The 20100-nt window shown below is 71.5% G+C and carries 19 protein-coding genes; 10 read left to right on the forward strand and 9 right to left on the reverse strand.

Annotation, left to right across the window (positions count from 1 at the left end):
- Positions 1–135: 135 nt before the first annotated feature.
- A complete protein-coding gene (locus tag ACGFIB_RS31890; protein WP_393376789.1) occupies positions 136–444 on the forward strand; it encodes a hypothetical protein in 309 nt (102 codons plus the stop codon).
- A gap of 608 nt (positions 445–1052) precedes the next feature.
- Here ACGFIB_RS31890 and ACGFIB_RS31895 read toward each other — a convergent pair.
- From ACGFIB_RS31895 to ACGFIB_RS31905, 3 genes are all read right to left on the reverse strand, one after another.
- A complete protein-coding gene (locus tag ACGFIB_RS31895; RefSeq protein WP_142574998.1) occupies positions 1053–2708 on the reverse strand; it encodes a DNA repair helicase XPB in 1656 nt (551 codons plus the stop codon).
- Positions 2709–2784: 76 nt separating this feature from the next.
- Complete coding sequence (locus tag ACGFIB_RS31900) at positions 2785–3288, reverse strand: hypothetical protein (protein ID WP_393376791.1); 504 nt, start codon at positions 3286–3288, stop codon at positions 2785–2787.
- Between the two features lie 47 nt (positions 3289–3335).
- Positions 3336–5717, reverse strand: a complete 2382-nt coding sequence (locus ACGFIB_RS31905; protein ID WP_393376793.1) for a helicase-associated domain-containing protein — start codon at positions 5715–5717, stop codon at positions 3336–3338.
- A 206-nt stretch (positions 5718–5923) separates the two neighbouring features.
- Here ACGFIB_RS31905 and ACGFIB_RS31910 point away from each other — a divergent pair, with 206 nt between their 5' ends.
- On the forward strand, positions 5924–6322 hold the full coding sequence (locus tag ACGFIB_RS31910) for a cold-shock protein (protein ID WP_142574995.1): 399 nt from the start codon (positions 5924–5926) through the stop codon (positions 6320–6322).
- A gap of 104 nt (positions 6323–6426) precedes the next feature.
- On the opposite strand, the gene ACGFIB_RS31915 is transcribed toward ACGFIB_RS31910, so the two are convergent.
- Positions 6427–7686: an MFS transporter gene (locus ACGFIB_RS31915; protein WP_357241151.1), complete on the reverse strand. Its 1260-nt coding sequence runs from the start codon at positions 7684–7686 to the stop codon at positions 6427–6429.
- Between the two features lie 106 nt (positions 7687–7792).
- Between ACGFIB_RS31915 and ACGFIB_RS31920 the strand changes: the two genes are divergently transcribed.
- Both ACGFIB_RS31920 and ACGFIB_RS31925 read left to right on the forward strand, forming a co-directional pair.
- A complete protein-coding gene (locus tag ACGFIB_RS31920; RefSeq protein ID WP_357241148.1) occupies positions 7793–8590 on the forward strand; it encodes a DUF3027 domain-containing protein in 798 nt (265 codons plus the stop codon).
- A 2-nt stretch (positions 8591–8592) separates the two neighbouring features.
- The gene (locus ACGFIB_RS31925) at positions 8593–11592 is read left to right on the forward strand and encodes a sacsin N-terminal ATP-binding-like domain-containing protein (protein WP_393376794.1); all 3000 of its coding nucleotides are present in this window, start codon (positions 8593–8595) and stop codon (positions 11590–11592) included.
- Positions 11593–11819: 227 nt separating this feature from the next.
- On the opposite strand, the gene ACGFIB_RS31930 is transcribed toward ACGFIB_RS31925, so the two are convergent.
- Positions 11820–12029 carry a DUF2530 domain-containing protein gene (locus ACGFIB_RS31930; protein ID WP_229689944.1) on the reverse strand — a complete coding sequence of 70 codons (210 nt, stop codon included), beginning with the start codon at positions 12027–12029 and terminating at the stop codon, positions 11820–11822.
- Positions 12030–12165: 136 nt separating this feature from the next.
- Between ACGFIB_RS31930 and ACGFIB_RS31935 the strand changes: the two genes are divergently transcribed.
- Complete coding sequence (locus ACGFIB_RS31935; protein ID WP_357263393.1) at positions 12166–13629, forward strand: NCS2 family permease; 1464 nt, start codon at positions 12166–12168, stop codon at positions 13627–13629.
- 73 nt (positions 13630–13702) lie between these two features.
- On the opposite strand, the gene ACGFIB_RS31940 is transcribed toward ACGFIB_RS31935, so the two are convergent.
- Together ACGFIB_RS31940 and ACGFIB_RS31945 are read right to left on the reverse strand one after the other, a co-directional pair.
- Positions 13703–14173, reverse strand: a complete 471-nt coding sequence (locus ACGFIB_RS31940) for a hypothetical protein (protein ID WP_142574990.1) — start codon at positions 14171–14173, stop codon at positions 13703–13705.
- A gap of 38 nt (positions 14174–14211) precedes the next feature.
- A complete protein-coding gene (locus ACGFIB_RS31945) occupies positions 14212–14775 on the reverse strand; it encodes a TetR/AcrR family transcriptional regulator (protein ID WP_142574989.1) in 564 nt (187 codons plus the stop codon).
- Between the two features lie 101 nt (positions 14776–14876).
- Between ACGFIB_RS31945 and ACGFIB_RS31950 the strand changes: the two genes are divergently transcribed.
- The 5 genes from ACGFIB_RS31950 (at position 14877) to thpR (ending at position 18395) form a co-directional block, all read left to right on the forward strand.
- A complete protein-coding gene (locus tag ACGFIB_RS31950; protein WP_393376797.1) occupies positions 14877–15359 on the forward strand; it encodes a helix-turn-helix transcriptional regulator in 483 nt (160 codons plus the stop codon).
- A 10-nt stretch (positions 15360–15369) separates the two neighbouring features.
- Positions 15370–15795, forward strand: a complete 426-nt coding sequence (locus ACGFIB_RS31955) for a VOC family protein (protein WP_142574988.1) — start codon at positions 15370–15372, stop codon at positions 15793–15795.
- A 365-nt stretch (positions 15796–16160) separates the two neighbouring features.
- Positions 16161–16604, forward strand: coding sequence for a MarR family winged helix-turn-helix transcriptional regulator (locus ACGFIB_RS31960; RefSeq protein WP_357025530.1), 444 nt, complete (start codon positions 16161–16163; stop codon positions 16602–16604).
- Positions 16605–16609: 5 nt separating this feature from the next.
- Positions 16610–17863 (forward strand): MFS transporter, encoded by a 1254-nt coding sequence (locus ACGFIB_RS31965; protein WP_393376799.1) that lies wholly within the window; start codon positions 16610–16612, stop codon positions 17861–17863.
- Positions 17826–18395: an RNA 2',3'-cyclic phosphodiesterase gene (gene thpR / locus ACGFIB_RS31970; RefSeq protein ID WP_142574985.1), complete on the forward strand. Its 570-nt coding sequence runs from the start codon at positions 17826–17828 to the stop codon at positions 18393–18395. Before ACGFIB_RS31965 ends, thpR begins: the two co-directional genes overlap by 38 nt.
- Before the next feature lie 100 nt (positions 18396–18495).
- Here thpR and ACGFIB_RS31975 read toward each other — a convergent pair whose 3' ends face one another.
- Positions 18496–19464 (reverse strand): aldo/keto reductase, encoded by a 969-nt coding sequence (locus ACGFIB_RS31975; protein WP_142574984.1) that lies wholly within the window; start codon positions 19462–19464, stop codon positions 18496–18498.
- Positions 19465–19514: 50 nt separating this feature from the next.
- On the reverse strand, positions 19515–20084 hold the full coding sequence (locus tag ACGFIB_RS31980) for a PadR family transcriptional regulator (protein WP_393376801.1): 570 nt from the start codon (positions 20082–20084) through the stop codon (positions 19515–19517).
- Between the last annotated feature and the right edge of the window lie 16 nt (positions 20085–20100).

The raw sequence follows: 20100 nt of genomic DNA on the forward strand, positions 1-20100 counted from the left end.
GGATGCTCCTCCGGGCATGGTGGGGACGGGACTGGTGGAAGCGGAAAGCACAAGAGCCTAGCTCTGGGCAGCGCGATGCCCAAACGGTATTTCTCTCGCGTGTCGTCGTTTCCCGGGACGGGTATCTGAACCCGGGTGACGCGCACCGTGGTTCCTCCGGCGATCCCGGCCGCGGCGAGCCTGCTGCTCGCCACGCTGTGGGGGTTCGCGATCTTCGGCGACTGGGGCAGACAGGCCTTCTGCATGACGAGCCTGGGAGCGTCGCCGGGCTGCGCGGACCGGATCGCCTCGGTGATCGCGCTGTCCGTGATGGTCGGGGTGGTCGCGGCGTGCGCCACGGGGGTCGCCTGGTTCGCCAGGCGCACGGCCCTGTACGGCCTCGCCGTGGCGGCCTGGGTCGTCGCGCTGGTGGTGCTGTTCGTCGGCGGCCTGGTCGCCCAGTGACCGCGTCCCGATGACCGGCACGAGAAGCTTCGCGACGGCGACGATGGAGCACTCCGTCGTCGCGCCGCCGGAGAAGCGGTTGCAGTGGGGTGTTTTGTCCTGATATGCCGCGCGTTGTCTGAGTCGCGAGCCTGTGAGTCGCGAGCTCACCGGCGGCCAAGGTAGCGGGCAGCGAGAAACCAGGAGTAGGGCGAAAAATGCGTATATTGCGTGATTCGCCTTATTGCTGGGTATTGCCGCCATCACGACTGCATCATGTGAGGGTAAGGCGCGAGGCGAGGGGGTGATGGGGTGACAAGGCCAAAGGGCATCTCCTGGACCTAGGCCGTGTCCGCGCAGGTTCCCAGGTCCGTGGGTGCGCGCACGGTCAGCGGGTCCGTGCTCGTTCGCCGGGTCCGCGGGTGCGCGCACGCTCGCCGGGTACAAGCGACGTTCATCCGTTGCGCGGAGGTTCGCCGGGTCCGCGTGCGCAGGCGTTCAGCGCGGCGCCAGGTGCGCGCGGTGCGCCGGGCGAAGGAGCACCACGCGCCGGTTCCGCGGCCTGTCGTGCCGGAACCGGGCCAAGGCCGGCGTCTACCGCGCCCGGCGCCGTACGTGACCGGAGAGGGTCAGCGCGCCGGGTCCTCCTCGCCCACGTCGTCGGCGTCGATGATGTGGTAGGCGTACCCCTGCTCGGCCAGGAACCGCTGCCGGTGCGCGGCGAACTCCTGGTCGACCGTGTCGCGGCTGACCACCGAGTAGAACCGCGCGCCGCCGCCGTCCGCCTTGGGGCGCAGCACCCGGCCGAGCCGCTGGGCCTCCTCCTGGCGCGAGCCGAACGTGCCGGAGACCTGGATCGCCACGGCCGCCTCGGGCAGGTCGATGGAGAAGTTGGCGACCTTCGAGACGACCAGCACCCGGATCTCCTTGTCGCGGAACGCCTGGAACAGGCGCTCGCGCTCCTTGACCCTGGTCTCGCCCTTGATGACCGGTGCGTTCAGGTGCTCGCCCAGCTCGTCGAGCTGGTCGATGTACTGCCCGATGACCAGCACCTGCTCGTCCGCGTGCAGCCGCACCAGCGCCTCGGTCACCCTCGTCTTGGCGGGCGTGGTCGAGCAGAACCGGTAGCGCTCGTCGCTCTCGGCCATCGCGTAGGCCAGCCGCTCGTCGTCGCCCAGCGTCACCCGCACCTCGACACACTCGGCGGGGGCGATGTAGCCCTGGTTCTCCATCTCCTTCCAGGGCGCGTCGTAGCGCTTCGGCCCGATGAGCGAGAAGACGTCGCCCTCCCGGCCGTCCTCGCGCACAAGCGTGGCGGTGAGGCCGATGCGCCGCCGGGCCTGCAGGTCGGCGGTCATCCGGAAGATCGGCGCGGGCAGCAGGTGGACCTCGTCGTAGACGACGAGCCCCCAGTCGCGGGCGTCGAACAGCTCAAGGTGCCGATAGGTGCCCTGCCGCCGGGTCGTCATGACCTGGTAGGTGGCGATCGTGACCGGCCGGATCTCCTTCTTGGTGCCGGTGTACTCGCCGATCTCGTCCTCGGTCAGCGAGGTGCGCTTGATCAGCTCCTGCTTCCACTGGTGGGCCGAGACCGTGTTGGTCACCAGGATCAGCGTGGTCGCGCTGGCGTGCGCCATCGCCGCGGCGCCCACGATCGTCTTGCCCGCGCCGCACGGCAGCACCACGACGCCGGAGCCGCCGTGCCAGAACGCGTCGGCCGCCTCCTTCTGGTACGGCCGCAGCGACCAGCCGTCCTCGCGCAGGTCGATGGGGTGGTGCTCGCCGTCGACATACCCGGCCAGGTCCTCGGCCGGCCAGCCGAGCTTGAGCAGCGTCTGCTTGACGTTGCCGCGCTCCGAGGGGTGCACGGCCACCATGTCGGCGCCGTGGCGCTCCCCGACCAGCGGCTGGATCTTCTTGGAGCGCAGCACCTCCTCCAGCACGGCGCGGTCGATGCTGGTGAGCACCAGGCCGTGGACGGGATGCTTCTCCAGCCGCAGCCTGCCGTAGCGGGCCATGGTCTCGGCGACGTCCACGAGCAGCGCGTGCGGCACGGGATAGCGGCTGAAGCCGATCAGCGCGTCGACCACCTGCTCGGCGTCGTGCCCGGCGGCCCGGGCGTTCCACAGAGCGAGCGGGGTGACCCGGTAGGTGTGGACGTGCTCGGGCGCGCGTTCGAGTTCGGCGAACGGGGCGATGGCCTTGCGGCACTCGCCCGCCCTCGGGTGGTCGACCTCCAGCAGCAGCGTCTTGTCCGACTGGACGATCAGAGGCCCGTCACTCAATGCCTTGCTCCCCCACTCGTACGGCTGTCGCCTATCAAACACGAGGCCGGGCCGAATCAGTCCCCGGTCGCGGGAATCAGTCCAGGTAGCCGTTGACGCCGGCCCAGACGACCACGCCGATCCCGACCACGAACAGGACGACGTTGATGCCGATGGCGATCCACGCCCACTTCAGCAGCCTGCGCGCATGGTCCGGCGCGGTGTCCACCTTACTGAGCGCGATCCCGGACAGGATCGCCCCGGCGATGCCGCCGAGGGAGATGTAGCAGCTCAACGTCAGCACGATGCTGATGACCAGGGCCACGATCGAGTGCGTGCGCGGGCCCTCCTGCCTCGGCGGATAACCGCCGGGCGGGTAGTAGCCGTACTGCTGCTGGTAGCCGTACGGCCCGTACTGCTGGCCTGGGTCGGGTCCCGGTTGCCCGTACGGTCCGTACTGCTGGCCGGGGTTCGGCCCCGGTTGGCCGTACGGCCCGTACTGCTGCTGTCCGTAGGGGTTGGAGCCGGAGGGCGGTCCATAGGGATTGGACGGGGTCTGCCAATCCTGGGGTCCCTGCCCCGGCTGCTGTGGAGTCGTCACCCTGAAATCCTTTACTACGGGGGGCTTCAAGGTTTACCACGGATAGGTCATCGGCCGATCTCGGCGATGCCGGTGATGCGGTGCAGGGCGAAGCGGTGGACCGTCGCCCGGGTCTCGTCGTAGGCGGTGAGGTAGCCGCCCTCCATCCGGGCCGGTTCGAGGATGCGGCTGGTGGCGTGCCCCTGCGAGTCGAGGTAGCCGATCCACACCCGCGACCCCTGCCGGATGGCCTCCTGCAGCGCGCTGATCGTGGCGGTCGCGGGGGAGCGGGGCACCTGGCCCTCCGGCGCCTCCACGGGCCGCCGCCGCGAGTCCCCTGCCCGCATCGCCCGCACGGCCGCGTCGATCACCTCGGGATCGGGAGCGTTGCTCGCGGTCACGCGCGCGGCGAGCTGTCCCTCGGTCCGCCGGGCGTCGGCCCGCGCGACGACCACGTCGCCCTCCAGCGACTCGGCCACCGGCGCGTACCCCATCGCCCGAAGGGAGTCGACCAGCGCGGCCCTGGATGTCTTGGAAGCCAGCACGGTCGGCGCGAGCCGCCGCAGTCGCAGCAGGTGGGCCCGCTTGTCGGCGAGCACCTCGTCGAGCAGGGCCGGGTCGTCGCACCGGATGTACGCCGACGCCGTGCCGACCCGGATGCGTCCGTGGCGGCGGGCGACATCGGCGACCAGATACCTCAGCGGCTGCGGGACCGGGGTGGCCGAGTGCCGTTCCAGCACGGCGAGCAGGTCGTCGGCGGAATGACCGGCGTCGAGCGCGCGGCGGACCGACTGCTCGGAGAAGCGGTACACCGTCGCGCCGCCCTTGCTCTCCACGTCGGCCGTGAGCGCGAGCCTGCGGCCGAGGTCGGTGGTCAGCGGGCCCGGCGCCACGGCTGTGAGGTCGGCCTGCAGCAGCACGTGGTCGACCGGCTCCGGCAGCAGCGGCGCCAGCAGGCCTGCCGCCGTGCCGTCGCCGCGGGCCACGGCACGGCCGTGCGTGGCCGGCACACCGAGCCCGGTCACGCCGATGTGCTCGGCCTCGCGCAGCGCGAAGCGTACGAGCCGGTCGCGCAGCGCGGGACGGCGGCGGGGCTGCTCCCAGGCGAGCCGGGCCAGCACCGACTCGGGCGTCGGCGCGAGGCCGGGCGGGGCCGACTCCAGCACGGCGAGCATGCGCGCCCGCATCTGTGCGGCGCCCGGCCTGCGCAGGTCGGGATGGAGGGCGTTCAGCGGCCGGTCGCGGTCGTCCCGTTCACCGATCAGGCCGGGGGCGCGTTCCATGGCGGCCCACGCGACGGCGAGCACGGCCCAGCGGTCCTCGGTGGCCTTGATCCGCCAGCCGTCGTAGCCGCCCGTCGGCAGCCATTCCCCCTCGCCCGCCGCGACCAGCCCGGCCGCGTGCGCGACCTCGACCACCAGCCCCGCCGCCCACTCCGGCAGGTCGAGAAGCTGGGCCGTCCGCCTGAGGTCCCGTACGGCGAGGCCGCCCGCGCGCAGCACGCCCGGCGGGTCCACGCTCCACACCTCGCACAGATCCTCGACCGTGCGCACGAACGTGAACGCCTGCCCGGCGGCCGTGCGGTCGGCCAGGTCCTGGTCGCGTACGGACCCTTCCAAAGCGGGCGGGCCGGGGGACAGGTCGCGGTGCACCCGGCCGTCGCGCAGCACGAGGGCGACCTCACGGGGGAGCGCGACGGTCTCCTCCCCGGTCGCGCCGAGCAGCCCGCGGGCCAGCAGTTGCTCGATGGGCGAGTGGGCGCTCGCGGCGTCCACCTCCCGGCGGGCGTTCGGCAGCCGCCCGCTCGACGGGCCCCAGACGAGCTCGTCCAGGGCCGCCCGCGCCTGGGGGGAGACCTCGCCGACGAGGCGCGCGACCGTCGCGGGGTCGGCCAGCAGCGCCGCGAGCCGCTCTCCGGCCGGTCGTCCGCCGTCCGGCTGTTCACCGCCGCTGCCGCCCTCGCCCGCCGGGTCGATGTCCCGCAGGAGCACGTCGAGCCGTTCCGGCGAGTGGTGGCGGAACACCTCGGCGGCCGGCGGCCCCAGGGCCGCCGGGGGTTCGAGCGCGTCGGCCACGCCCGGCGCGGGCAGCAGCGCGTCGCCGGGCCCGTAGACCAGGGCGCGCGTGGTCAGCACGTCGAGCGCGGCGTCGAGGGCGCGACCGAGGGTCTCGTCGTCCCGATCGCCGGGAACGGCACGGCGGAGCAGGGACGAGAGCGTCTCACGGCCGGCGGGGCCGGGCCGCAGGGCCAGCGTCTCCAGCACGGCGAGCGAGAAGCGGTCGAGCCGGTCGAGCGCCCGGCCGATGGCCGAGGGACTGCAGGCGCGCGCGGCCAGACCGTCGATGTGCGCGGGGACGGGCGTCACGAGTTCGGGCCGCGCCGCCACGAGCGCCCGCAGTCGCTCGTCGGAACGGCCGCGTAGCCACTCGCTGAAGTCCGTGCCCGTCATTCTCTCCATGGTAGGGCGGGAGCTTCGTCCGGCCGCCGGAGCGCCGGTGTGGCAGGGGTTCCGCGCGTCTGGGCGGCGCCCCGGGGAAAGATCCACACGAATCTGGTCATGGGACGCTTGAATCGCTTCTGGGTGGGTCCACGGGGCCGGTCTTGGGCATAACCTACATCCATCACCTTCACGACAGTCTGAACGAGGTCACCCCTGTGCCGAGTGGCAAGGTCAAGTGGTACGACGCCGACAAGGGTTTCGGCTTCCTCACCCGCGACGACGGCGGTGAGGTCTTCGTGCATTCCTCCGCTCTGCCCAAGGGAGTCGAGGCGCTCAAGCCCGGGCAGAAGGTCGAGTTCGGTGTGGCCGAGGGCCGCCGCGGACAGCAGGCGCTCTCGGTGCGGGTGATCGACCAGCCGCCGACGCTGGCCAAGGCCGCCAAGGGCAAGACGAAGCGGAAGAAGCCCGACGAGATGGTCGTGATCGTCGAGGATCTGATCAAGCTGCTCGACGACATCTCGAACTCCTACCAGCGGGGCAAGCACCCGGACGCCGCGCACGCCAAGAAGATCGCGACCGTGCTGCGCGCCGTCGCCGACGACCTCGACGCCTGATCTCCCGGCGGATCCCGTACGTCCCCGCCGCCAACGTCCCCGCCGCCCGTGCAGGTCACGGACGGCCAGGTCGCGGACGGCGGGGTCACGGACGGCCCGCGAGCTCAGCCGGCCGTGGCGGCGCGGGCGGTGAGCCTGCGGCGGCGGAGCATGACGAGGCGGCCGAAGGAGAGCGCGAGGGCGGCGGACATCACGCCGAACCCGGCGGGGCCGGCCACGAACAGCGACATCACCAGGCCCAGCAGGCCGCCGAGCACCCAGGCGATCTGGAGCAGCGTCTCGGCGACGCCGAACGCCGAGGAGCGCACCTCCTCGCCGATCTCACGCTGCACGATGGCGTCGAACGCGAGCTTGCCGAGGCCCTGGGCGAACGCGCCCACGAGGGCCACGGCGGCGGCGGTCCACAGGGTGAAGAAGAACGCCGCGGCGACGGTGGCGACCGTGGCCAGCGCGAGCGTGGCCATGACGGTCAGGTGCGGCGACCGGGAGCGGGACCGGGAGCCGGCGGCGGCCCCGGCCAGGCCGCCCGCGCCCGCGGCGGTGGCCAGCAGCGCCAGCGCGACCTTGGGGTCCACGCCGCGCAGGTGACCGTCCTGGACGAGGAACAGCAGGAAGAACACGAGGAAGCCCGACTGCACCCGGATCGCGGCGTTGGCGCCCATGGCCTCGCCCACCACGGGGCCCAGGTTGAGCACGGTGCGCCAGCGGGGGCGTGGCTCGGTCTGCTCCAGGTCGGGCGCGTCCACGTGCCGCGGCAGCCGTACGGCGAACACCCCGGACAGCAGGAACAGCGGCACGGCGCCGCGCAGCACCCAGTCGGCGCCGGCGACGGCCGACACGCCGGCGGCGACGCCGGCGCCCACACCGGCCGACACCAGCGCGAACAACGCGACCCTGGCGTTGGCCGTCACCAGCGGGATGTCGGCGGGCAGCACGCTCGGCATGATCGCCGCACGGGACACGTTGTAGGCCTTCGACAGAACCAGTACGGCGAGCGCCGAAGGGAACAGGGTGACCGCGTCGGAGGTGTGGACGGCGCCGGCCATCCCCCAGCACAGCAGGCCCCGCGCGAGCAGGGTGCCGGCCATGATGTAGCGGCGGCCGGAGCGGAGCCGGTCGAGCACCGGCCCCACGAAGGGCGCCACCACCGCGAACGGCAGCATGGTGATCAGCAGATAGGCCGCGACCTGACCGCGGGCCTGGCCGACCGGCAGCCCGAACAGCAGCGCCCCGGCGAGGGCCACGGTGACCAGTGCGTCCCCGGCGGAATGGGCGGCCGTCAGCTCGATGAGACGGCCGAGACCGGTGCGGCCCGCTCCCTGGGCGTGCGTCAGCCGGCGCGTCGCCCGCGCCGGCGCTCTCACAACACGCGCGACTTTCGCCCAAATCTTCACCATAGGCACCGAGGGTCCTTCCATGTTTGCCCATCGAGCCGGTGCGGTCCGCTCGCGGCGTGGGTGAAAATGGAGTGTGAGTCGTACCCGAATCCGTAGCACTCCAGTCGACCAGGCCTGTGCCGCGGCGGTCGACCTCGCCCGCCGGGCCGCGGAGAACATCGCGCGCCCCGGGGAGGTGGGAGAGCACCTGGGCTTCGACAACGAGGGCGACCGGGTCGTCACCCACTACTTCGAGTGCCTCGACCGCGCCTACCGCGGCTGGCGCTGGGCGGTCACCGTCACCCGGGCCTCCCGCGCCCGCGTCGTGACCGTGAGCGAGACCGTGCTTCTGCCCGGCTCGGGCGCGCTGCTCCCTCCCCGCTGGGTGCCGTGGAACGAGCGGCTGCGCCCTGGTGACCTCGGCGTGGGCGACCTGCTGCCGGTCGAGGCCGACGACGACCGGCTCGTGCCCGGGTTCGCCTCCGCCGACGAGGACATCGACAAGCAGGCGATCTTCGAGCTGGGCCTGGGGCGCGCGCGCGTCCTGTCGGTGCTCGGCCGCGACCTCGCCGCGCGGCGCTGGACCGCCGGTGAGGCGGGACCGCACACCCCGATCGCGCACGCCGCCCCCGCGCAATGCTCCACCTGCGGCTTCTACTGGCCGCTCGCCGGAGCGCTGGGCCTCGGCTTCGGCGTCTGCGCCAACGAGTACGCGCCGGACGACGGCCGCGTGGTGTCCGCCGACCACGGCTGCGGGGCGCATTCCGAGGCGACCACCGTGCCTTCGATGGTCGTGGACGCGGCGCCCCCGATTCTGGACGACATGGGATACGACATCATCGAGTCGGGCTCTGTGAACGAGGCCGGCTCCGAACCCCTGGGTCACGCCTGATCATGTTTGACACCGCACGCCTGCGTGACACCGTTCTCGCGGCCTGGACGGCCTCGCCCGCCCGCTTCCGCGAGGACGCCAACGCCGAGGAGGACTTCGCCCTCGGCGGCTACCGCGACCGGCTGGTCGTGGAGCTCGCCCAGAACGCCGCCGACGCCGCGCTGCGGGCCGGCGTGCCGGGCCGCCTGCGGCTGACGCTCGCCGACGGCGTGTTGCTGGCCGCCAACTCCGGGGCGCCGCTCGACCAGACCGGCGTCGAGGGCCTGTGCACGCTGCGCGTCTCGGGCAAGAAAGACGAGGCGGGAGCGGCCGGCCGGTTCGGCGTCGGCTTCGCCGCCGTGGTGTCGGTCACCGACACCCCCTCGGTCGCCTCCCGCGCGGCCGGGAGCGCGTCTCGCGCCGTCAACGGAGTCCGTTGGTCCCGAGAGGAGACCGCCGCGCTGGTCGCCGCCCAGCCGGAGCTCGCCGCCGAGCTGGAGGGCCGGGAGGGGCACGTCCCGCTGCTGCGGCTGCCGTTCTCCGACGACTCCTTCGACGTGCCCGAGGGTTTTGACACGCTCGTCCGGCTCCCGCTGCGCGACCAGGCCGCCGAGCAGGCCGTACGGCGGATGCTGGAGGAGGCGGGGCCCGCGCTGCCGCTGTCGATGCCGGCGCTGGAGACCGTCGAGATCGAGGTGGACGGGCGGACCCGCACGATCTCGGCCGAGGGCTGGCACGTGGTCGCCGAGTCGGGCACGTTCGGCCCCGAGCAGGTGGCCGAGCTGTTCGCCGACCGGCCGACCGAGGAGCGGGCCCGGCCCTACTGGGAGGTCCGCTGGGCCGTCCCCGGCGACTCTCCCAAGGGGATGTCCGGGGCGGTGCCCAGGGTGGTGCACGCGCCGACGCCGAGCGACGAGCCGCTCGACCTGCCCGCCCTGCTGATCGCGTCGTTCCCGATGACCACCGACCGGCGGCACGTCGCCCCCGGGCCGCTCACCGACTTCCTGGTCGCCAGGGCCGCCGAGGCGTACGTGCGGCTGCTGGGAGAGCTCCCGGCGACCCCGGACCTGCTCGACCTCGTGCCCGGCCTGATGGGCAAGGGCGCGCTCGACGCGGCGATCAGACGGGAGATCGTCAAGGCGCTGCCGGACACGCCGCTGCTGCCGACGATCTCCGAGGGCGTCGTGCCGGGAAACCAGGCGCGGGCGGTCGACGGGACGGCCGGGTTCCTGGCGAAGATCGCCGGCCTCGTCCCCGGGCTGCTGCCGGCGGGCTGGGCCTCCCGGCACCCGGCCCTGACCACGCTCGGCGTACGCCGGGTCGACCTGGCCGACGTCGTGGACATGCTGTCCGGCGAGGCGGTGGAGGACAAGGACCCGGCGTGGTGGCGGTCGCTGTACGAGGTGCTGCCCGCCGACGACCCGGAGGCGATCGGCGCCGTCGCGGTGCCGCTGGCCGACGGCCGCCTGGTGCGGGGCCCGCGCGGCACGCTCGTGCTGTCGCAGGAGTCGGGCACCTTTGACCCTGCCCTGCTCGCGCCGCTCGGGCTGCGGATCGTCCACCCGGACGCCGTCCACCCGCTGCTGCTGCGGCTGGGCGCGGCCGAGGCGGCCCCGCGTACGGTGCTGGAGGACCCGCTCACCCACGCGGCCGTGTCCGAGTCGCTGAACAGCGCCGATCCCGAGCCGGTGGCCCAGGCCGTGCTGGCCCTGGTCGACGCGGCGGGCCTGACCGCGGGGGAGGCCCCGTGGCTGGCCGACCTGGCGCTGCGCGGCGCCGACGGCGAGATGTACGCGGCGGGTGAGCTGCTGCTGGCCGAGGGCTCGCTGGCCGGGCTCATCGACCCGGAGGTGCCGTTCGGCGTCGCCGCCCCCGACCTGGTGGAGAAGTTCGGCCCGCACGTGCTGGCGGCGGCCGGGGTGCTCGACGGCTTCGCCGTGGTCAACGACTCCGACGTGCTGCTCGACCCCGCCGAGTGCGACCACGATCTCGACCTTGAGGACGAGTGGCTGGAGGCCGTGCTCGACCTGCTGCCCGGCCTGCTCAACTCCGGTTCGCCGAACGCCGGCCTCGATGTTCCGCCGGTGGTCCGGGAGTTCACCGCCGTACGCGACCTGGAGTACGTCGCCGACTGGTCCGACGCGCTCGCGCTGCTGTCGCGGCCCCCGCTGCGCGCCGCCCTGCGGCCCATGCGGGTGCTCGCGGCGGGGGAGACCGTCGAGGTGCCGTCGTACACGGCCTGGTGGCTGTCGCGGCACCCGGTGCTCGGCGGGCGCAAGCCGGCCGAGCTGCGGCTCGCGACGGGCGACCCGCTGCTGTTCGGCCTGTACGGCGAGGCGCCGGCGGGGATCGACGAGGACGCGCTGAAGATGATCGGCGTCCGGTCCACCCTCGCCGAACTGCTCGGCTCGCACGGCGGCCCGGAAGAGCTGCTCGACCTGCTGGCCGACCCGTCGCTGGAGGTCGACCGGGTTCAGCTGCGGTCCCTGTGGATCGCGCTGGCGGCCGTCGACCCCGCCCGGGTGAGCCCGCCCGAGGCCGTACGCGCCGTGCTGAAGGGCACGATCACGGTCGCGGACGCCGAGGACGGCCCGGTCGTGGTGGAGGCGCCCGACTTGCTCGCCCTGGTCGAGGACCGGCCGCTCGTGCTCGCGCCGTTCGACCTCGCCGAGGCGCTGTCGGAGGTGCTCGACCTGCCGCTCGCCGGTGAGGTCGTCACCGGCGCGGTCACCTCGGCCGGAGCCGACACGCCCGTGCCGCCGGAGGTGCGCTCGCTGCTGCCCGGCGCCCCCGCGACGTACGTCGAGCACGACGAGCTGCTGGTGGACGGCAGGCCGGTGCCGTGGCGGTTCTTCGAGGGCGTGGTGCACGCGACCGGCGTCGACGGCCTGGCCAGGGGTCTCGCCTGGGCGGCCGGCCAGTGGGGCGACCGCCTGGCCGTCGCGGCGCTCCTGCGTGACCCCGCGAGGGTGCCCCTGCTGCTCGCCGAGTCCGACCTCGACCCCACAACCTCACTGTCGTGATCTTGTAGTTTGTCGCAGAGAAGGCTCTGAACTGGGCCTCCACCCTTCGTGGTCTTGCAGTTGTGTCACGGTCGTGTGGCATGACCTGTGTATACGCGCTCCGTGATCTTGCACTGCAAGATCACGGAAGGGGAGTGTGCAGGTCGGGCCAGGCACCCATGACGGAGTGCAAGGTCACATACCGCATATGCGCAGGTCGGGTGTGGTGTCTGCAACAAACTACAAGATCACGAGCGGGAGTCGCGGCGGCGGACGTAGAGGATGCCGAACAGGCCGAGGCCGATCCCGGCGACGCAGACCCAGGCCGGCCGCGGGTCGGCCGGTCTGACCACCAGCAGTACGACGGCCAGGGCGATCACCCACGCTGCCGTCCCGGCCAGGATCGTGACGGTGTCCCTCGTCCTGAGAGGCATGGGGTCCGGCCGGCGCTCGCTCACGTCAGCCAGCTTAGAAGGTCGCGGCAGTGCGCCGGCATGTTCATGACAAACCAGTCACGAAAGGACAACGCTGGTCCTCTGGCTCTTTCCGCCGATGGTAAGGGCCTGCGACTCTGCGCGCGTGAATGCGAACCCTATGAAGACCCCTGATTTCCTCGATCGATACTTCTCCATCTCAGCCCGTGGGTCCTCCGTCGGACAAGAGGTCCGCGGCGGCTTCGCCACCTTCTTCACGATGGCCTACATCGTGGTGCTCAACCCGCTCATCATCGGCACCGTCGCCGACAAGACGGGCCAGTTCCTCGGCGACGGGAAGAACCCCAGCATCGCCCTGGTCGCCGCGGCCACCGCGTTCGTCGCCGGCATCCTCACGATCGTCATGGGCGTCTTCGGCCGGGTGCCGTTCGCCCTGGCCACCGGCCTCGGACTGAACGCCTTCCTCGCCTTCGGCATCGCCAGCCAGATGTCGTGGGAGGACGCGATGGGCCTGGTGGTCCTTGAGGGCATCGTCATCGCGATCCTCGTGGTGACGGGTTTCCGGGTGGCGGTGTTCCACGCGATCCCGGCCCAGCTCAAGACCGCGATCAGCGTCGGTATCGGCCTGTTCATCGCGTTGATCGGGTTCGTCGACGCCGGGTTCGTCCGGCGCATGCCGGACGCGAGCGGCACCACGGTCCCGGTCAAGCTCGGCGCGCTGGGCAACGGCTCGCTGACCGGGTGGCCCACGCTCGTCTTCGTCGTCGGCCTGCTCGTGACGGCCTTCCTCGTCGCCCGCAGGGTCAAGGGCGCCATCCTGCTCGGGATCGTCGGCACGACCGTGCTCGCCGTGATCGTCGAGGCGATCGGCAAGATCGGGCCGCAGACCCCGGACGGGAGCAACCCCAACGGATGGTCGCTCAACGTGCCCACGTGGCCGAAGAACTTCATCGAGCTGCCCGATCTGTCGCTGCTCGGCCAGTTCAGCCTGTTCGGCAGCTTCGCCAAGATCGGCGGACTGGCGGCCGTGATGTTCGTCTTCACCCTCATGCTCGCCGACTTCTTCGACACGATGGGCACGATCGTCGGCGTGGGCCGCCAGGCGAACCTGGTCCAGGAGGACGGGACCGTCGAGCGCACCAAGGAGATCCTGCTCGTCGACTCGCTCGCGGCGGCGGCCGGCGGCGCGGCCGGCGTCTCGTCCAACACCACCTACATCGAGTCGGCGGCGGGCGTCGGCGAGGGCGCGCGCACCGGTCTGGCGAGCATCGTCACCGGCGTGCTGTTCCTGCTGGCCATGTTCTTCGCCCCGCTGACGGAGATCGTGCCGTTCGAGGCGGCGACCCCGGCCCTCGTGGTCGTCGGCTTCCTCATGATGACCCAGGTCAAGGAGATCGACTTCAGCGACTTCGAGACCGCGATCCCCGCGTTCCTGACCATCGTGCTCATGCCGTTCACGTACTCGATCACCGCCGGGATCGGCGCGGGCTTCGTGAGCTACATCGTCATCAAGGCGTTCCGCGGCAAGGCACGTGATCTGCACCCCCTGATGTGGCTGGTGGGCGCGCTGTTCGTCGTGTACTTCGCGCTGGAGCCCGTCAAGAGCCTGCTCGGCCTGAGCTGATCCGTGCCGTGGGGAGGCCGCCGTGGCGACACCGTGGCGACACCGGGACGATGCCACGGCGGCCCGGCGCGCGTCACAGGGTCATCGCGGCGGCGAGCGCGCAGCAGGCGGCCGTGAGCATGAGCGCGTGCAGGATCATGTGCTCAAGGTTGGGCCGCGGCGCGTCGCCCCGCCGGGGGAGCACGATGACGGTCTTCGCGTAGGTGCGCGCGTGCAGCGCGGCCCAGGTCTCGCCCGTGCCCGCCGTCGCCCACGGCACGGTCACCCCGGCCAGGTACGGCAGCCACCACAGGGCCAGGCCGCTCAGGACCGCGAGCAGTTCGACGGCCGCCCCGGCGTAGGCGAGGGCGGGCAGCCCGGCCGCGGCCGCCCAGACGAGCAGCAGGGCGGGGAGCGCCATGATCGGCCCGTTCACGGCCACCTCGGTCAGCTTCTCCGACCTCTTCGCCTCCCGCACGTTGTTGAACGGGAACAGGTCGGCGAGCGTGGTGACGATGAAGTAGGCGTCGGTGGCGACGACGAGGATCAGCGCGGCGAGAAACATGGTCGGACGTCCTTACTGAGCGGGGATCATCGGGGGAATCACGCGCCGTGCCGCGCCTGGATTCCGTCCAGGAACGTCGAGACGGCGGTGTCGAACCAGGCGTCGTAGTAGGCGGCGGGTGCGGCCGGCGGCTCCGGCGTCTCGCCGAACTCGGCCAGGGCGAGGCCGTTCACCAGGACGTACAGCGCCTGGACCAGGTGCAGCGCCTCGTCGTCGGTGACGCGCAGCCCTTCGTGCATGGCCGACAGGACGAGGGGCACGGCGTTCTCGAACACCTCCGGCGACGCGTTCCGCACGGCGACGACGGCCGCGGCCCCGGGATGGGCCCGCAGGGCCTCGCGCAGGTCGCGCGCCATGCGGTGAAGCAGCTCCCGCCAGGGCCGGCCGGGAACGAACGCCGTGACCACCTGACGCGCGACGCGGTCCGCGACCAGCTGGAGCAGGGCCGCCTTGTTCGGCACGTGGTAGTAGAGCGACGCCGCCTTCACCTCGAGGTGCGCGGCCAGCGTGCGCATGGAGAGCGCGGCGAAGCCCTCCCGATCCAGGACGTCGAAGGCGGCGTGGACGATCGCCTCGGTGTCGATACGTGCGGCCGGGCTCATGTCGCTCCTTTCTAACGTTGTTAGAATGACATCAACCTAACATCGTTAGAAAGCGGCGGCAAGTGCGGAAATCTGTCGGTGGGTCGGGCTAGGGTCGTGACGTGGCCGTGAGGGGACAGCGTTCGGTGCCGGTGGAGTTGCTGCCGCGGCTGCGCCTGGCGAGGGACCGCATGGACCGCGACTACCGGAGCGAGCTCGATCTCGACCGGCTCGCGGCCGTCGCCGGGGTCTCCAAGTTCTACTTCGTCCGCTGCTTTGAGGCGGCGTACGGCGAGACGCCGATGCGCTACCTCACCCGGCGGCGGCTGGAGCGCGCCCAGGACCTGCTGCGTTTCGCCAACCTGACCGTGACCGAGGTCTGCATGACCGTCGGATTCAGCAGCCTGGGCTCGTTCTCGGCCAAGTTCCGCCGGATGGTGGGGGAGAGCCCGAGCGAATACCGCGACCGGTGGGTGGCGCGCGGCGGCCCCCGCGTCCCCGGCTGCTACCTGTTCATGAATGGAGTGCTCCACCTCGGGGGCGCGCCGAAGCGGGACGACGATTGCGCAATTTCGGAGAAGCCCAGGTCAGAGGGGGCGCAGTAGCGTCTTCCGCATGATTCGGAACGTCTCCTTGATCACGCTCTACTGCCAGGACCAGGATGAGGCCCGCGACTTCTACGTGGACGTCCTCGGCTTCGTCTCCAACACCGATATCCAGATGGACGGGTTTCGCTGGGTCACCATCAACCACCCGGACCACCCAGAGCTCGAGATCACGCTGATGAAGCCGGGGCCTCCGCTCGACGACGAGGGCACCGACTTCTACCGCAGGCAGCTCGACAAGGGCCAGGCGGGCGGCCTGGGACTGCGCGTGGACGACTGCCGCAAGACCTGCCAGGAGCTCACGGCCAAGGGCGTGACGATCCTGCAGGAGCCCTCGGAGCGGCCGTACGGGGTGGAGGCGGTCATCCGCGACAACCAGGGCAACTGGCTCGTCCTGGTCGAGCCGAAGGAGTTCACGCCGGAGGACTTCGCCTGACGCGATGCAGGTACGAGGCCCGGCCCCCACGCGGGGGCCGGGCCTCGATCGTTCGTGGGACCGTTCGTGGGACGTTGGTGAGGCCGTTCGTGGGATCGTTCGTGGCCGGGATAGCGCCGGTACGGTGTGTCGCGATCACCCTGCAGAGCGGAAGCACCCTGCAGAGCGGAAGCGCTGTGCAGAGCGGAAGCGCTGTGCAGAGCGGAAGCGCTGTGCAGAGCGGAAGCATCATGCGGAAGCATCGTGCGCAGCAGGGAGCATTGTGCGGAGCAGGGAGCATCGTGCGGAGCAGGGAGCATCGTGCAAAGAAGGACGATTTGGAGGAATGCGGACATGCGCCATATAGTTAGCAAAGGTAATGAGTCATGCTAACGAACGCCCAGAACTTGCGCAGCGACGCCGCTCTCGCGTCCGCCTTACGCGTGTCCCTCGCTCGGCTGACGCGACGGATGCGCAAGCAGGCCGCGCACCACTCACTGACGCCCACACAGCTCGCGACGCTCGTAGCCGTCGAGCGCCACACCGCGATGACCCCCGGCGAGCTCGCGGAGCACGAGAAGGTACAGCCGCCCTCGATGACCCGCGTGATAGCCAAGCTGGAGGACCGGGGTCTGCTGGAACGCAAACCTCATCCGACGGACCGCCGGCAGGTGACGGTGAGCGTGACGCCCCAGGGGGCGGCGCTGCTCAAGGAGGAGCGCCGGACCAAGGAAGCGTGGCTGGCGCAGCGGCTCAAGGACCTGACGCCGGAGGAGAGGGCGACGCTGCGCGCGGCGGCGCCGATCCTGGAGAAACTGTCCACGATGTAGGCGGCATGTTCCGGTCGCTGCGGAACTACAACTACCGCCTGTTCGCCTCCGGCGGTGTGATCTCCAACGGCGGCACCTGGATGCAGCGCACGGCCCAGGACTGGCTGGTCCTCGACCTCGCGCACGGCCGCGGCTCGGCGCTCGGCGTCACCGTGGCGCTGCAGTTCCTGCCGACGATGCTGTTCGGAATGTTCGGCGGAGTGATCGCCGACCGCTACCCCAAGCGCCGGATCCTCGCGGTGGCCCAGACCCTCATGGGGGTGCTGGCGCTCACCATGGGCGTGCTGGTCATCACGGGGACGGCCCAGGTCTGGCACGTGTACGCCATGGCGTTCACGCTTGGACTGGTGTCCTGTGTCGAGGTGCCCACCCGGCAGTCGTTCGTGGTCGAGATGGTGGGCCGGCAGGACCTGCCGAACGCCATCGCGCTGAACAGCTCGACCTTCAACCTCGCCCGCGTCGTCGGACCGGCGGTGGCCGGCCTGCTGATCTCCTGGATTGGCACCGGCCCGATCTTCGTGCTGAACGCCGTGTCGTTCGCCGCCGTGATCACCGGGCTCGCGCTCATGCGGACGTCCGAGCTGCGCTCGCCGGAGCCCGTGCCGCGCGGCAAGGGCCAGTTGCGTGAGGGCCTGCGCTACGTCGGCGGCCGGCCCGACCTGCTGCTGCCGCTGCTGCTCGTGGCGTTCATGGCGATCTTCGCCCAGAGCTTCTCGACCAGCATCGCCCTCATGGCCAAGCAGGCGTTCGGCGCGGGCGCGTCCTCCTTCGGCGTGGCGTCCAGCGCGTTCGCCGTCGGAGCGTTCGGCGGGGCGCTGCTGGCCGCGCGCCGGGTCAAGCCGAGCCGCAGGTTCCTGATCGCCGGTGCGCTGTGCTTCGGGTTGTTCCAGGTCCTCGCCGGGCTCGCGCCCGCGTACTCGGCGTTCCTGCTGCTGCTCGTCCCCGCGGGCATGGCGATGATCACGGTCAACACGACCGCGAACACGATGGTGCAGCTCGGCGCCTCGCCCGAGATGCGCGGCCGGGTCATGGGCATCTACGTGCTGGTCTTCACCGGGGGAGCGCCTATCGGGGCGCCGCTGGTGGGCTGGCTGTCCGAACTGGCCGGTCCCCGGGTCTCGGTCGTGGCGGCCGGTGTGCTGAGCATGTGCGGCGTCTGCCTGGCGGTGCTGGTGACCCGGATGGTCGCGGCACGCGCGGCGGCCAGGGAAGAATCGGCACGTGAGCAGATTGTTCGTGGCGCTGCTGCCGCCGCCTGAGGCGCTGGCGGAGATCGCCACGGCGGTCGAAGCCGTACGTGCCGAGTGGGCGGAGCTGCGCTGGGTCGATCCGGCGCTGTGGCACGTGACCGTGGCCTTCCTCGGCGAGGTGCCCGACGAGGCCCGGCCCGAGCTAGGCCTGCGGCTGGCCCGTGCGGCCGCCCGGTATTCCCCCGAAACGGTCGCGTTCGGCGGCGCCGGGGCCTTCCCCTCCGCCTCCCGGGGACGCATCTTCTGGGTCGGCCTGGACGCCGGACCGGCCCTGACGAGGCTCGCCGGGTCGGTGGCGGCCGGCGCCCGGCGGGCCGGGGCGGCGCAGACGGACCGCAAGCGGTTCCATCCTCACCTCACCCTGGCCCGCTCCAGGACCCGTTCACGCCACGGCGACGACCTGCGGCCCCTGGTCGGCGCCCTGAGCGCCTTCGGCGGGCGGCGCTGGGAGGTGGCGTCGGTGCACCTCGTACGCAGCCACATCGGGGCGAGCGTGCGGTACGAGCAGGTCGAGGCGTACCCATTGGCAGTGCGCGACTAGGCTCCATGACGTGGATCGTCCTCGTCGCTGGTTGCTGCCCACAGTGCTCACGCTGCTCGTGGTCATCGTCATCGTCGGCGCCTTGATCAACAACGCCTGATCACCAGGCGTACTCCTCCGGGGCGGTCTTGTAGCCGGGGAAGATCTCGTCGAGCCGGGCGAGCGCCTTGTCGTCCAGCTCGATCTCCAGCGCCCGGATCGTGCCGTCGAGCTGCTCGATCGTGCGGGGACCGATGATCGGCGCGGTGACCGCCCGCTGGTGCAGCAGCCACGCAAGCCCGACGTTGGCCGGGTCCTCGCCGAGCTCGTCGCAGAACGCCTCGTACCGCTCGATCTTGTCGCGGTGCTTGTCGAGCTGGGCGGCGATCTGGTCGGTGGCGGAGCGGCCCTTGTCGATCTTGCGCAGGATGCCGCCGAGCAGGCCGCCCGCCAGCGGGCTCCACGGGATCAGCCCGAGGCCGTAGTCCTCACATGCCGGGATGACCTCCAGCTCGGGCGCGCGGACGAGCAGGTTGTAGTGGGACTGCTCGCTGACCAGGCCGAGGGTGCTCCGGCGGCGGGCCGACTCCTGGGCCTTGGCGATGTGCCAGCCGGCGAAGTTCGACGAACCGACGTACAGGATCTTGCCCTGCTGCTTGAGGATGTCCATGGCCTCCCAGAACTCCTCGAACGGGGTGTCCCGGTCGACGTGGTGGGCCTGGTAGACGTCGATGTAGTCGGTCTGCATCCGGCGCAGCGAGGCCTCCGCGGCCCGCCGGATGTTCAGCGCGGACAGCTTCTCCTCGTTCGGCCAGTCGCCCATCGAGCCGAACAGCTTGGTGGCGATGACCGTACGCTCACGACGGCCGCCGCCCTTGGCGAACCAGCGGCCGATGATGTTCTCGGTGATCCCCTCGCCCTTCTTCCAGCCATAGACGTTGGCCGTGTCGAAGAAGTTGATCCCGAGCTCGTGGGCGCGATCCATGATCGCGAAGGAGTCCTCTTCAGTGGTCTGCGGACCGAAGTTCATGGTCCCCAGGCAGAGCTTGCTGACCAGCAGGCCGGTGCGGCCAAGGTGTCCGTATTCCATGCCCTCCACCCTAGATACCTGGAGTGGACTCCAGGCGAGCCCGGCACGCGTCAGATCTGGAAGTCCCAGGTGAGGCGGCCCTCGCTCAGGTCGTCGGCGAGGCCGCGGGCGAACTCCAGCTCCGTGGCGACCTGTGCCCGCTGATACTCGGACTCCACGAGGAAGAGGCGGGGCACGAAGCTCAGGCTGTCGGCCATCTCGGTGTCGAGCGCGGACAGCCGTGCCTCCAGCGCCGCGATCCGCTGCCGCAGCGCGGCCAGGGCCTCCTCCGGCCTCAGCACGGGCAGGAAGGCGAGCGCGGCGGGGAATTCGGGGAATTCCCTGGCCGGGGTGGACAGCATGGTCCGCATCCACTGCTTGAGCGTCTCACGGCCCGTCTCGGTGGCCTCGTAGACCGTCCGCTCCGGCCGGTTCTCCTCGCGGGTGGTCTCCCGGATCGCCAGCAGCCCGTCGCGGACCAGGCGCTCGATCGTCTGGTAGACGCTGTTGCGCTGCGCGACGTTGACCACGTCGTCCTGGTGCCGTTCCTTGATCAGCTGCTGCATCCGGTAGGCGTGCATCGGCGACTCGCAGACCAGGGCGAGCACGGCCGTGGCCAGGGGAGAGCGCCGCGACGACATGGCGCCCATCATAGGG

This window comes from Microbispora bryophytorum (genome assembly GCF_043197435.1).
Classification (GTDB): Bacteria; Actinomycetota; Actinomycetes; order Streptosporangiales; family Streptosporangiaceae; genus Microbispora; species Microbispora bryophytorum.

Bases quoted from the DNA above. Each gene is read 5' to 3' on its own strand.
- ACGFIB_RS31940 (WP_142574990.1), bottom strand. From the start codon at position 14,173: ATGTTTCTCGCCGCGCTGATCCTCGTCGTCGCCACCGACGCCTACTTC.
- ACGFIB_RS31980 (WP_393376801.1), bottom strand. From the start codon at position 20,084: ATGTCGTCGCGGCGCTCTCCCCTGGCCACGGCCGTGCTCGCCCTGGTC.
- ACGFIB_RS31960 (WP_357025530.1), top strand. From the start codon at position 16,161: ATGCTAACGAACGCCCAGAACTTGCGCAGCGACGCCGCTCTCGCGTCC.
- ACGFIB_RS31955 (WP_142574988.1), top strand. From the start codon at position 15,370: ATGATTCGGAACGTCTCCTTGATCACGCTCTACTGCCAGGACCAGGAT.
- ACGFIB_RS31905 (WP_393376793.1), bottom strand. From the start codon at position 5,717: ATGACGGGCACGGACTTCAGCGAGTGGCTACGCGGCCGTTCCGACGAG.
- ACGFIB_RS31945 (WP_142574989.1), bottom strand. From the start codon at position 14,775: ATGAGCCCGGCCGCACGTATCGACACCGAGGCGATCGTCCACGCCGCC.
- ACGFIB_RS31925 (WP_393376794.1), top strand. From the start codon at position 8,593: ATGTTTGACACCGCACGCCTGCGTGACACCGTTCTCGCGGCCTGGACG.
- ACGFIB_RS31975 (WP_142574984.1), bottom strand. From the start codon at position 19,464: ATGGAATACGGACACCTTGGCCGCACCGGCCTGCTGGTCAGCAAGCTC.
- ACGFIB_RS31965 (WP_393376799.1), top strand. From the start codon at position 16,610: ATGTTCCGGTCGCTGCGGAACTACAACTACCGCCTGTTCGCCTCCGGC.
- ACGFIB_RS31935 (WP_357263393.1), top strand. From the start codon at position 12,166: ATGAAGACCCCTGATTTCCTCGATCGATACTTCTCCATCTCAGCCCGT.